Here is a 13194-nt window from a genome sequence, read left to right as displayed (position 1 = left end):
CAGCTCCCCGAAGGGAAGGATCAGAGCTTCACGCGGATACCGGCATACCAGCGGCGGCCGATCGGGTCGTAGGTGCCCGCTTCGGTTTCGGTACCGGTGCTGTCGCCCGGCAGGCCGGTGATGATCGGCGGCGCCTTCTGGTCGAAGGCGTTGTTCATGCCGAAGTACAGCTCAGCTTGCTTGGTCAGCGCCCACGATGCCTGCAGGTCGGTGTAAGTACGTGAACCGACCTTGATCGAGTTCGGCGCCAGGTCGAAACCGGCCAGGAACTGGTCGTCCAGCGAGGAACGGCCGAGGTAGGTCATGGTCGCGCTCACGCTGAGCTGGTTCCACTTGTAGCCGATGTCGAACAGAGCCTTGTTCTTGGCCGCGCCGACTTCGCCTGCGAACGGATCGGCTTCGGCGCCCGGCAGCGGCACGGTGTAGCCTTTCTTCACGTAGGTGTAGGCCAGCTTGGTCGACAGGCGGCCCGGGCCGACGCGGTCGTTCCAGGCCGCGGTCAGGTCGATACCTTCGGTGACCAGGCCACCGCTGTTCGACACGGCGGTGTCGATGTACTGCAGCGAACCGGCGCTGTTGTTGCCGGAAGCCGCAGGACGGCGGGTGATGAACTGGCAAAAGGTCGGGTTACTGCCGTTGTAGCAGCTTTCCAGCGTGAACTGACGCGGGGTGCTGACGATCGCGTCGGCGATCTTGATGTTGAAGTAGTCAGCGGTGAAGGTGAAGCGCTTCAGCGGAGCGATCGAACGCGGGGTCCAGACCACGCCGACGGTGGTCGAGCGGCCTTTTTCCGCCGCCAGGTTCGGGTTGCCGCGGTTGTAGCCGCTGATGCCCTGCAGGTCGGCCTGGGTCTGGGTGAACTTGCCGTTGGCGGCGATGTTCGCGGCCACGCCCGGCGCCGCACGGCACAGTGCGTCATACGCGCCGGTCGAGGTCGCGGTCACGCCGATGCAGGGATCGTTCAGGCCGGATGGGAAGTCCTGGCTGGGCGCCTGGTACAGTTCGCTGATGTTCGGCGCACGGGTCGACAGCGAACGGGTGCCGCGCAGCTTGACGTCGTCGACCACCGTCCATTCGAAGCCGGCGTTCCAGCTGTTGGCGCTGCCCACCGACGAGTAGTCGCCGTGGCGGAAGGCGCCCAGGAAGCTCAGTTCCTTGACGAAGGGGATCCCCTTCAGCAGCGGCACGCGGGTTTCGACGAAGACTTCCTTGACGGTGAATTCACCGAAGGTCGGCGGGGTCGCGTTGCCGGCGTTCAGGCCGGCCTGGGTCAGGGCATCCGGCACCGCGCTCGAGTATTCCTTGCGCCATTCGAAGCCTGCCGCCACGCCCAGCGGGCCGGCCGGCAGGTCCCAGATTTCGCTGTTGACCTGGCCGCCCACCAGTTTCTGGGTGGTGCTGGTCAGCAGCGAGCCCGGCGCCGTCACGTAGGCCAGTGCGGCCGGCGAGATGCTGTTGTAGCCGAACACGTTGATCGGCACGCAACCCTGGGCGCGCGCGTCGGCGCTGGCGCAGACCGGTGCGCCGCCGTTTTCGCCAGGGATCGCCTGCAGTGCATTGGCGAAGTTCAGGACGTTCACCTGGCCGGTGGACTGCTGGGCTTCCTTGGTCTGGCCATAGCCGCCGTACACTTCGTAGTTCCAGGTCTTCCAGGCGTCGAATTCGCCCTTCAGGCCGGTGACGAAGCGGAAGGTGTCGCGGTCCGCCATGCTGCTGCGGGTGCCGACTTCGGACAGGCGGCGGGTGAAGTAGTAATCCGGGATGCCGTCGCCGTCGGTGTCGCTGATGCGGTCGTACAGGTATTGCGGCACCAGCGGGTTCTTGACCAGCGCGCCGTTGACCAGGGTGGCCGCCGGCACCTGGCCGGTGGTCGGGTAGATGTTTTCCGCGCCCAGGGCGAACGGTTCGATGGTCGAGGACACCTTGCTGGAGGCATAGGTGCCTTCCATGAAGATGCGGTGCTTCTCGTTGATCTTCAGCTCGCCGTTGGTGGCGAACAGGTAGCGATCGACCGGCACGGCGATCGAGCGGTAGAAGGAACGGTTGAAACCGGTCGCACCCGCGCCGCCGGCGCCGCCGTTGGTGCTCCACGGGATTTCCTTGCCGTTGGCATCGTAGGTGTAGCTGCCGGTATCGTGGAAGAAGCGGCCCTGCGGCGCATAGCTCGAGTAGTAAGGCCTGACGGCGGTGAAGGCGTCGGCCGGGTCGCCGGTTTCCAGCACCATCTTCGAGTACTGGTCGACTGCCGAAGCTTCGCGGTCGCGCGACCACACCTGGCCCTGGCGCGAGAAGCCCAGGTGGCCCATCAGGTAGCCATCGTCGTTGCTGACGCCGAAGGTCGCCGAGAACTTGCGTTTCAGGTCGTCGGATTTGGAGCTCTGGCCGCCCTGGGCGTCCAGCATCACGCCGTTGAAGTTGCGCTTGGTGATGATGTTGATGACACCGGCCACGGCGTCCGAACCGTAGGCTGCCGAGGCGCCGCCGGTCAGGAGTTCGACGCGCTCGATGAAATCGGTCGGGATGGAGTTCAGGTCGACCGAGGCTTCGCCCGGGATGCCGGACACGAAGCGGCGGCCGTTGACCAGCACCAGGGTGCGCGAGCGGCCCAGGTTACGCAGGTCGACGGTGGCGACACCCACGCTGGCAGTCTGGAAAGCCGAGTTGGTGCGGCTGATCGCCGGCGAGCCCATGGTCGGGTTTTCCAGCAGCACCTGCTGCAGGTTGGTCGCGCCCGAGGCGGCGATGTCGGCGGCCGACAGTACCTGCAGCGGCGACGGCGATTCGGCATTCGGCGAAGCGATGCGCGAACCGGTCACTTCAACGCGCTGCATGGCGCTCGACGGCTGGGTCTGGGCAGCTGCTTCAGCTTGCTGCTGCACAGCGCCGCTCTGGTTCTGGCCATTCTGGGTCTGCATTTCCTGCGCATAGGCAGTACTGACGCCGAAGGCAACGCCACCCAGGCAGATCAGGCGGATCGACCGGGATAAGACTTTTTCCATCATGTTTGCAAAACTCCTAGGGTTAGGGCACGGCCAACTGATCGAGCCGACCGTGAAAAATGCCGTCGCTGTTGCGACTTATTTGAAACAATTTGAAAAGTACATACATTCCAGATTTTCAATAAAATCATCTGAAATGGTGGGGTGTCAATCGTTTCCGTAGCATAAATACGACTGTTGCTATTTCGCGTACATACAAACATTCTTTCGGCTTGCTTTGCGGAATCGTCCATTCATGCAGTGCGATTGAAAAATTGCGTATGGGAATTGTTTCTAATCCCTTACAAACCGGCCTGTGCAGTGTGTCATTGGCTTTACGGTTTGCAAAGCGAGCACGAGAGAAATGAACTCTCCAGGCATGTTTTCTTATTGCCTTGTCACTTTTGCGCAACGGTCATGATTAACTTTTTGTCTTGTGGAAATTTTAAGACGATAAAACGGACGCGGCCATGCACTTGGCATGGCCGGTGGAAGGCGGGACGAGAAAAATCAGCCGAAACAGGCGCGCCACAGGCGCACGACCACCTCGGCGTGGGAAGCCACCAGGACCGGGTCGACCCTGGCTTGCTCCTGGCCCTGCAGCCGCACCTGGTGCTGCAGCTTGCGCATCAGCCGGTAGGCGTCGGCGGCGCCCTGGGCCAGGGCCTGGTCGATCAGGCCGAGTTCGCCGAACATGCGCAGCAGGGTAATGTTGCCCTTGTTGGCGGTCAGCTGCGGATGTTCGAAGGAATGGCGCAGCACCAGGTACTGGACGATGAATTCGATGTCGATCATGCCGCCATCGTCGTGCTTCAGGTCGAAACGGCCGCTATTGCCGGGGTGGGCGTCGTGCATGCGCTTGCGCATTTTCACCACTTCTTCGCGCAGTTCGGCTTCGCGCGCGCTCCTGTCCTGGCGCAGCACTTCCTCGCGGATGGCTTCGAAACGCGCGCCGATGCCGGCGTCGCCGGCGCAGAAGCGGGCCCGCGTCAGGGCCTGGTGCTCCCAGATCCAGGCCGAACTGCGCTGGTAGCGCTCGAAGGCCCCGATCGAGGACACCAGCATGCCGCTGGCGCCGTCCGGGCGCAGGGCGGTGTCGATGTCGAACAGGATGCCGGCCGGCGTGTGGGTGGTCATCCAGGTGATGAAGCGCTGGGCCAGCTTGGCGTAGTTGCCGGGCGCGTCCTGGTCTTCGTCGTCGAACAGGAAAATCACGTCGAGGTCGGACACATAGCCCAGCTCCTTGCCGCCCAGCTTGCCGTAGGCGACCACGGCGAAGCGCGGCACCTCGCGGTGGCGCTTGGGAATGGTGAGCCAGGCGCGCTGGACCACTTCGGCGACGATCAGGTCGGCCAGCGCCGACAGGTGGTCCGCCAGGCGCTCGACCGAGAGCTCGCCGGCCAGGTCCAGGGCCAGCAGGCGGAACAGCCGGGCGTGATGGGCTTCGCGCAGGATGTCGAGCTGGCGTTCGGTGTCGCCCGCGGCGGCATCCAGCTGGGCGGCCAGGCTGGACGCCAGGGCAGCCAGTTCGTCGGCCCCGTTGCCGCGGCCGCGGTCGTCCAGCAGCTCGTCGAGCAGGATCGGGTGCTGGGTCAGGAAGGTGGCGGCCCAGCCGCTGGCGTTGATCATGCGGATCACCCGTTCCAGCGTGTGCGGGTACTCGGTCAGCAGCGACAGGTAGGCCGAGCGGCGCGCGATGGCCTCGAAGAAGTCGAGCAGGCGGCCGAGCGTGGCGGCCTGGCTGCCGACCCCGGACTCGCGCACCACGGCGGCGATCTGCGCCAGGGCCGTGTTGACCAGCGCCCCCAGCCGGTTGCGGCTGGCCTCGGGCAGGGTCTGCAGGCGCGGCGCCTGCCAGGTCGCGACCAGGCGCGCGGCGGCTTCCTGCGGCCGGTCGAAGCCGAGGCTGGCCAGTTGCTGGGCGATGGCTTCGCTGTTTTCGGGGTCGCTCATGGTGGCTGCCGGCTCGGCCTGGTCGCCGCCGGTCTTGTCGGCCTTGTCGGCGAAGATGGCGTCGAACTGGGCGGCCACGAAGACCCGCTGCTCGTCCAGGCGCGCCAGCAGGGCCGCTTCGTCGGGCAGGCCCATCATCCGCGCCACCGTTTGCCGGTCCTCGGGCGAGGCGGGCAGGGTGTGGGTCTGGGCGTCCTCCAGGTATTGCAGGCGGTGTTCGAGATTCCGCAGGAAGGTATACGCTTCCAGCAGGCGCTCGACAGTGTCCGCCGTCAGCAGTTCGCGCTCGGCCAGCAGGCGCAGGGTCTTGCGGGTCGAGCGTTCGCGCAGCGCCGGGTCGCGCCCGCCGCGGATCAGCTGGAACACCTGGGCCAGGAATTCGATCTCGCGGATCCCGCCGCGCCCCAGCTTGACGTTGTGGCTGCGCTCCGGATGCAGGCGCTCCTGGCGGTTGACCTCGGCGCGGATCTGGGCGTGCATGGTGCGGATCGCGTCGATCACGCCGAAGTCCAAGTAGCGCCGGAACACGAAGGGCCGCACGATGGCGTCCAGGGCCGCGATGTCGGCCGCATCGCCGGTGACGGCGCGCGCCTTGACCCAGGCGTAGCGTTCCCACTCGCGGCCCTGCACGATCAGGTAATCCTCGACCATGTTCAGGCTGCAGGCCAGCGGCCCCGACTTGCCGTTCGGGCGCAGCGCCATGTCGACCCGGAACGTGAAGCCGTCCTCGGTGATTTCCGCAATCGCGGCGATCAGCTTTTTGCCCAGGCGGATGAAGAATTCGTGGTTCGACAGCGAGCGCTGGCCATGACCGGCCTGGGTGTCGCCGTCTTCCGGGTAGACGAAGATCAGGTCGATATCGGACGACACGTTCAGCTCGCCGCCGCCATGCTTGCCCATCGCCAGCACCATCATCTGCTGGGGGCGACCCGAGTCCTGGCCGATCGGGACGCCGTGGGCGGCCGTCATCTCGTTCATCGACTCGGCCAGGTGGGACTGGACGGCGAAGTCGGCGAAACGGCTCATCGCCGTGACGACCTCGTCGAGATCGGCGCGGCCGGCGAGGTCGCGCTCGATAATGGTGCAGATCAAAAGATTGCGCAGCCGGCGCATGGCGCGGCCCAGCGGCAGCCTGTTCCCACTCTGGGAAGCAGCCGACTCGAGCGCCAGTGCTGCGCCGAAATCGAGGGAGGACAGCGATAATTCAGCCAGGGCGGCAAGGCGTCCGGCGCGCGCCGGGTCGGCGCCGAGCCAGCGTTGGAGAAAGCGTGACGCGCTTGCGGGGGAATTCATAGGGCGGATCCAGATGAGTTTGTACCTTCCGGGAGGCGTGCTATGGGGTAAAATTGCCCGCCATGCTGCCCTGGGTCAGCGTGATGGTAAGGTAGACGCCGCAAGCCTTGCAAGCGCTTCTCTTATTACTACATTATTTACGGCGAAGCCTTTATTTGAGCACCCTGATGCACAACCCGGAACAGCAGGCCGAACGAGGGGACGAGGACCGGCACGCGGCTGAGGCCCGTATCGAGGACCTTCCCGCGCCTGCCGGCGACGCGCCGGGCGGCCTGCCGATGGCCGAGCGCTGGCACCGCCTGCAGGCGGCCTACCGCTATGCCAACCTGGCTTCGCATCACGTGCTGGGCTTCACGGTCAAGGCCGTGCTGCTCGCCTATTTCACCTTCATGCTGCTGTTCCTGGCGCTGCGCTGGGCGGTCCTGCCGAACATCGACATGTACAAGCCGGACATCGAGCGCGCCGCCAGCCGCGCGCTCGGCAACCAGGTCACGATCGCCCGCGTGTACGCCTCCTGGCGCGGCCTGCATCCGAACCTCTATCTGGGCGACGTCAGCGTGCGCGACCGCCAGGGCCGCCAGCTGCTGCTCCTGCCCTCGGTGTCGGCCACGCTGTCCTGGTGGTCGGCGGTGGCCGCCGAACCGCGCTTCGACAGCCTGGAAGTCAACCGCCCCGAACTCGACATGCGGCGCACGCCCGACGGCGTGCTCTGGGTGGCCGGCGTGCGCATCGATCCGGACCGCAAGGAGGCGGGCAGCGGCGGCGGCGCCGACTGGCTGCTGCGCCAGCGCGAGATCGTGATCCGCGAAGGCCGGCTGTCCTGGACCGACGAGCTGCGCGCGGCGCCGGTGCTGGCGCTGTCCGACGTCACCATGGTGCTGCAGAGCCGCTGGACCGGCCACCGCTTCGCCCTGCGCGCGACGCCGCCCAGCGGGGTCTCCGATCCGCTCGACGTGCGCGCACGCTTCAGCCACCCGGCCTTCGGCGCCCGCGCCTCCGACCCCAGCCGCTGGAAGGGCGAGCTGTATGCGGACCTGCGCAATACCGACCTGGCCAGCTGGAAGCAGTGGATCGCCTATCCCTTCAAGGTCGAGGCCGGACGCGGCTCGGTGCGCGCCTGGCTGGGCTTCGACCAGGCCCGCCTGGCCAGCTTCACCGCCGATCTCGGCCTGGCCGGCGTCAGCGCGCGCCTGGCCCCGGATGCCCCGCCGCTGGCGCTCGCGCGCGTGGCCGGGCGCCTGTCGGCGCGCGAAGAGATCAAGCCCGGCGCCGGGGAAGGCAAGCCGACCTTCGGCGCACTCGGCCACAGCATCGCCCTGGAGAATTTTTCAGTCGTGACCCGCGACGGCGTGGTGCTGCCGCCCGCCACGCTGACCGAGACCTGGCGTCCGGCCGCGCGCGGCAAGCCGGAGCGCTTCGAAATCCACGCCGACCGGCTCGACCTCGGCGCCGTCGCCACCCTGGCGGCCCAGATGCCGCTGGCGCCCCGGCATCGCGAGCTGCTGGGCGAGCTGGCGCCGCACGGCCGCCTGCTCGACGCCGACGTCGAGTGGGAAGGGCAATTTCCCAAGCTGGCAGCCTGGCGCGTACGCGGCCAGGTCGAAGGCCTGGGCATCGCGCCGCTGGCGGCGCGCGCGGCCCAGCCGGCCGAGGGAGAGACCCCGGCCCAGCCGGCGCGGGCGGCGCTGCCGGGCGTGCGCAACCTGAGCGGCAACATCGACGCCAGCGACCGCGGCGGCAGCCTGAACATCGCCTCCGAACGCCTGGCGCTGGCGCTGCCGGCCTGGTTTGCCGACCCCGAGATGGCCTTCGACCAGCTCGGCCTGCGCGCGCGCTGGTCCTATCCGCAGGATGCGCAGCTGCTGGTCGAGGTCGACGGTTTCGATTTCAGCCAGGGCAGCCTGAAAGGCACGCTGTCGGGCCGCCACCTGCTGCCGCTGGGCCAGGGTAAAGGCGCGGGCAATGCCGACTTCACCGGCACCGTGGACGGCTTCGACATCGCCGGCATCAAGCGCTGGCTGCCGCTGGCCACCCACGACAACCTGCGCGACTGGCTGACCGGCGCCCTGCAGGGCGGCACCCTGCGCGATGCGCGGGTGCGCCTGCGCGGCGATCTTTCTCATTTCCCCTTCCACGGCGACACCCCGGCGGAACGCGCGCGCGGCGAATTCCGCGTCAGCGGCCGCATCGACAACGGCAAGCTCGAATACGCGCCCGCGCACCGCAGCCCGGACGGCAAGCCGCTGTGGCCGCTGCTGGATAACATCAACGGCAACATCGTGTTCGACCGCGCGCGCATGGAGATCCACGCCGACAGCGCGCGCACCCTGGGCCTGAGCCTGAACAATGTGCGCGCCGTGATCCCGGAACTGGGCGCGCACGAATCCATGCTGGACATCGACGGCAGCGCCGCCGGCCAGTTGCAGGACTTCCTGCGCTACGTGGCGACCAGCCCGGTGCTGGAATGGATCGGCCACTTCACGGAAGACACGAAAGGCACGGGCGCCGCGCGCCTCGGGCTCAAGCTGCACCTGCCGCTGGCCAACATGCATGAGGCCAAGGTCCAGGGCGCCCTGCAACTGCAGAGCAACGACGTGACCCTGTTCCCGGAACTGCCGCCCATCCAGGCCGCGCTCGGCAAAGTCGAATTCAGCGAGCACGGGGTGAACCTGAACGGCATCGGCGCCAGCTTCCTGGGCGGCCCGCTGCAGCTGTCGGGCGGCACCCAGCGCGACGGCGCCATCGTCATCCGCATGGCCGGCGCCGCCACCGCCGAGGGCATGCGCGCCACGAACTCCCTGCCGGCCCTGCAGCGCCTGGCCGGCAAGCTGTCCGGCGGGGCGCGCTTCGGCGGCTCGGTGACGGTGAAGGACCACCAGACCCAGATCGTGCTCGATTCGAACCTGGCCGGCCTCGGCGTCGAGCTGCCGGCCCCGCTCAACAAGCCGGCCGCCGAGTCGCTGCCCTTGCACTTCGTCCTGAACGGCCAGCCGACCGGCGAAAACGGCGTGGCCCACGACGAGATCCGCATCGGCCTGGGCAGCACGATCGCCGCACGCTACGTGCGCGAACGCCAGCCGCACGGACCCTGGATCGTCAAGCGCGGCGGCATCGGCGTGAACCTGCCGGCGCCGGAGCCGGACAGCGGCATGATGATCAACGTGAACATGAAGACGGTGAACGTCGACCGCTGGCTGGCCGCGGCGAACGAGATCGCCGGCCCGTCCGGCGCGTCGAACGCGGCCGCGGCGGCAAGCGCGGCCGAGGCCGGGCAGGGCGGCGGCATGGCGCAATACGTGGTGCCGGACCTGATCGGCGCGCGCGCCGGCGAGCTGACGATCGGCGAGCGCACGCTGCACGAGGTGGTGCTGGGCGTGTCGCACCAGCCGGGCGTGTGGCAGGCCAGCGTCGATTCGCGCCAGATCACCGGTTACGTCACCTGGAACGAAGCCTCGAGTGGCCAGGGCATGGGCAAGGTCACGGCGCGCCTGGCCTCGCTGGACATTCCGGAATCCTCGGCCGCCGAGGTCAAGGACCTGCTGGAAGCCGGCAAGGATCCCGGCGCCGGCATCCCCGGCCTGGACATCGTGGCCGAGCGCTTCGAGTTGTTCGACAAGCAGTTCGGCCGCCTTGAACTCGTCGCCAGCAATGCCCAGGCCCTGGCCGGGCGCGAATGGCGCATCGACCGCCTTGCCATCACCAATCCGGACGGCCAGCTGAAGGCCAACGGGCGCTGGCTCACGCGCGACGGCAAGAGCAATACCGCACTGAACTTCAACCTCGACATCAGCGACGCCGGCCGCCTGCTGGACCGTCTCGGCTTCCCGGGCACCCTGCGCCGCGGCAAGGGCTCGCTGGCGGGCGACATCTCCTGGTCCGGCCTGCCGTATTCGCTGGACATCCCGAGCCTGTCCGGCCAGGTCCAGATGAACGTCGAGGACGGCCAGTTCCTCAAGAAGGATCCGGGCGCGGCCAAGCTGCTGGGCGTACTGAGCCTGCAGATGCTGCCGCGCATGCTCAAGCTCGACTTCCACGACGTGTTCTCGGAAGGCCTGGCCTTCGATGGCATCACCGCCAACGCCATGATCTCGCGCGGGGTGGTGCACACCGATAACCTTAAAATGCATGGGGTGGCGGCTACCGTGCTGATGGACGGCACCGCCGACATCGCCAACGAATCGACCAATCTGCACGTGGTGGTGATCCCGGAATTCAACCTGGGCACCGGCCCGCTGGTGTATGCGCTGGCGGTGAACCCGGTCATCGGCCTGGGCAGCTACCTGGCCCAGCTGTTCCTGCGGGCGCCGGTGATGAAGGCGCTCACTTACCACATGCAGGTGACGGGGCCGTGGAAGTCGCCGAACGTGATCAAGCTGGACAGCCAGGCGGCGAATGCGGCGGCCACCGCCACCGCAGCCGAAGCGGCAGCGAAGAAGAAAGGGCAATGATGAGCAAGACGACAGTCGCAGCAGTGCAGATGGTGTCCTCGCCCAGCGTGGACGAGAACCTGGAAACCGCGCGCCGCCTGCTGCTCGAGGCGGCGGAGAAGGGCGCGAAGCTGGTCACGCTGCCCGAATACTGGCCGATCATGGGCATGCTTGATACCGACAAGGTCGGCCTCGCCGAGCAGCCGGGCCAGGGCCTGATCCAGGAGTTCATGGCGGCGCAGGCGCGCCAGCACGGCATCTGGCTGATCGGCGGCACCATGCCGATCGCATCGGCCGACAGCGGCCGGGTATTGAACACCACCCTGGTCTACGACCCGGATGGGCAGCCGGTCAGCCGCTACGACAAGATCCACCTGTTCGGCTTTACCAGGGGCGATGAAAGCTACGACGAAGCGCGCACCATCGTGCCCGGCGGCGCCGTCGGCAGCTTCGAAGCGCCCTTCGGCCGGGTCGGCCTGTCGGTCTGCTACGACCTGCGCTTCCCGGAACTGTACCGGGCGATGGGCGAATGCGCGCTGATCGTGGTGCCGGCCGCCTTCACCCACACCACCGGCATGGCCCACTGGGAAGTGCTGCTGCGCGCCCGCGCGATCGAAAACCAGTGCTATGTGCTGGCCTCGGCCCAGGGCGGCACCCACCGCAACGGCCGCCGCACCTTCGGCCACAGCATGCTGATCGGGCCGTGGGGCGAAGTGTGCGCCCAGTTGCCGGAAGGCGAGGGCGTGGTGGTCGGCGACATCGATACCGGCTTCCTGGCCGAAGTAAGGCAGAGTCTACCTGCGCTGAAGCACCGCAAAATGTAGGGTGGGCGCCCCGAGCCCACGCGAGACGCCAACAATACGCGAACCTCATGCGTGGGCACGGTGTGCCCACCCTACGACGCTATATGGCAAAATGCCTTATCCCTATCAGAAAGACCTGAACATGAAGCCATTCGAACCGAATCTTTCCTCCCTCGCCGTCGCGCGCGACGTGCTGTTGACGCCGTTCGGGCTCGACGAAGGCAAGCTCATCACCACGCTCGGAACGATGTTCACGCACAAGGTCGACTATGCCGACCTGTATTTCCAGTTCACCAAGAGCGAAGGATGGAGCCTGGAAGAAGGCATCGTCAAGAGCGGCAGCTTCTCGATCGACCAGGGCGTCGGCGTGCGCGCCGTGTCCGGCGACAAGACCGCCTTTTCCTACTCCGACGAGATCTCGCAAACCGCGCTGCTCGACGCCGCCGCGGCCACCCGTACCATCGCACGCGCCGGCGCCGGCCGCATCAAGGTCGCGTCCAGCATCCAGCAGAGCGGCGGCCGCTCGCTCTACCTGCCGCACGATCCGCTGAACTCGCTCGACGCCACCGCCAAGGTCAAGCTCCTGGAGCGTGTCGAGAAGATCGCGCGCGCCAAGGACCCGCGCGTGGTGCAGGTGATGGCCGGGCTGGCCGGCGAATACGACGTGGTGCTGGTAGTGCGCAGCGACGGCGTGCTGGCGGCCGACATCCGCCCGCTGGTGCGCGTCTCCGTCACCGTGATCGCCGAGCAGGATGGCCGCCGCGAGGTGGGTTCGTCCGGCGGCGGCGGCCGCTACGACTACAGCTATTTCAGCGACGAGCTGCTCGACCAGTACGCCAGCGAAGCCGTGAAGTCGGCGCTGGTGAACCTGGAAGCGCGCCCGGCCCCGGCCGGCCCGATGACCGTGGTGCTCGGCCCGGGCTGGCCCGGCGTGCTGCTGCACGAGGCGGTCGGCCACGGTCTGGAAGGCGACTTCAACCGCAAGGGCTCGTCCTCCTACTCCGGCATGATCGGCCAGCGCGTCGCCGCCAAGGGCGTGACCGTGGTCGACGACGGCACCCTGCAGGACCGCCGCGGTTCGCTGAACATGGACGACGAGGGCAACCCGACCCAGTGCACCACGCTGATCGAGGACGGCATCCTGAAGGGCTATATCCAGGACACGATGAACGCGCGCCTGATGAAGATGCCCGTGACCGGCAACGCGCGCCGCGAATCCTTCGCCCACCTGCCGATGCCGCGCATGACCAACACCTACATGCTGGCCGGCGACAAGGACCCGCAGGAGATCCTGGCCTCGGTCAAGAACGGCATCTACGCGGTCAACTTCGGCGGCGGCCAGGTCGACATCACCAACGGCAAGTTCGTGTTCTCGGCCAGCGAAGCCTACATGATCGAGGACGGCAAGGTGACCTATCCGGTGAAGGGCGCGACCCTGATCGGCAACGGCCCTGACGTGATGAACCGCATCTCGATGATCGGCAACGACATGCGCCTGGATTCGGGCGTGGGCGTGTGCGGCAAGGAAGGCCAGAGCGTGCCGGTCGGCGTGGGCCAGCCGACCTTGCGCATCGATGAGGTGACGGTGGGCGGTACGGCTTAAGCCAGATCCATAGTACGTCGTCCCCGCAAGCTTCGCACGTCGTCCCCGCAAGCTTTGCACGTCGTCCCCGCGCAGGCGGGGACCCAAGTTTGTCTGCGTTTCGACTGCGCATGCAGAACTTGGGTCCCCGCCTTCGC

At 67.2% G+C, this 13194-nt stretch carries 5 protein-coding genes; 3 read left to right on the top strand and 2 right to left on the bottom strand.

What is annotated here, in order from left to right; all coding sequences use genetic code 11:
* Positions 1 to 20: 20 nt before the first annotated feature.
* Together ACFPO9_RS20030 and glnE are read right to left on the bottom strand one after the other, a co-directional pair.
* The gene (locus tag ACFPO9_RS20030; RefSeq protein ID WP_379773973.1) at positions 21 to 3002 is read right to left on the bottom strand and encodes a TonB-dependent receptor domain-containing protein; all 2982 of its coding nucleotides are present in this window, start codon (positions 3000 to 3002) and stop codon (positions 21 to 23) included.
* A gap of 486 nt (positions 3003 to 3488) precedes the next feature.
* Positions 3489 to 6224, bottom strand: coding sequence for a bifunctional [glutamate--ammonia ligase]-adenylyl-L-tyrosine phosphorylase/[glutamate--ammonia-ligase] adenylyltransferase (glnE, locus tag ACFPO9_RS20025; RefSeq protein ID WP_379773970.1), 2736 nt, complete (start codon positions 6222 to 6224; stop codon positions 3489 to 3491).
* 155 nt (positions 6225 to 6379) lie between these two features.
* Between glnE and ACFPO9_RS20020 the strand changes: the two genes are divergently transcribed.
* The 3 genes from ACFPO9_RS20020 (at position 6380) to tldD (ending at position 13057) form a co-directional block, all read left to right on the top strand.
* Positions 6380 to 10672, top strand: coding sequence for a YhdP family protein (locus ACFPO9_RS20020; protein WP_379773967.1), 4293 nt, complete (start codon positions 6380 to 6382; stop codon positions 10670 to 10672).
* Positions 10672 to 11475, top strand: a complete 804-nt coding sequence (locus ACFPO9_RS20015; protein ID WP_379773965.1) for a carbon-nitrogen hydrolase family protein — start codon at positions 10672 to 10674, stop codon at positions 11473 to 11475. Before ACFPO9_RS20020 ends, ACFPO9_RS20015 begins: the two co-directional genes overlap by 1 nt.
* A 121-nt stretch (positions 11476 to 11596) precedes the next feature.
* Complete coding sequence (gene tldD, locus ACFPO9_RS20010; protein WP_379773962.1) at positions 11597 to 13057, top strand: metalloprotease TldD; 1461 nt, start codon at positions 11597 to 11599, stop codon at positions 13055 to 13057.
* Positions 13058 to 13194 lie beyond the last annotated feature (137 nt).

The organism is Massilia aerilata (assembly GCF_042656905.1).
Lineage (GTDB): Bacteria > Pseudomonadota > Gammaproteobacteria > Burkholderiales > Burkholderiaceae_D > Telluria > Telluria aerilata.
This window is presented reverse-complemented; position numbering and strand designations above follow the sequence as displayed.

What these genes read in the sequence shown, in the direction of transcription:
- ACFPO9_RS20030 (WP_379773973.1), bottom strand. Translation starts at nt 3,002, where the DNA reads ATGATGGAAAAAGTCTTATCCCGGTCGATCCGCCTGATCTGCCTGGGT.
- ACFPO9_RS20015 (WP_379773965.1), top strand. Translation starts at nt 10,672, where the DNA reads ATGAGCAAGACGACAGTCGCAGCAGTGCAGATGGTGTCCTCGCCCAGC.
- tldD (WP_379773962.1), top strand. Translation starts at nt 11,597, where the DNA reads ATGAAGCCATTCGAACCGAATCTTTCCTCCCTCGCCGTCGCGCGCGAC.
- glnE (WP_379773970.1), bottom strand. Translation starts at nt 6,224, where the DNA reads ATGAATTCCCCCGCAAGCGCGTCACGCTTTCTCCAACGCTGGCTCGGC.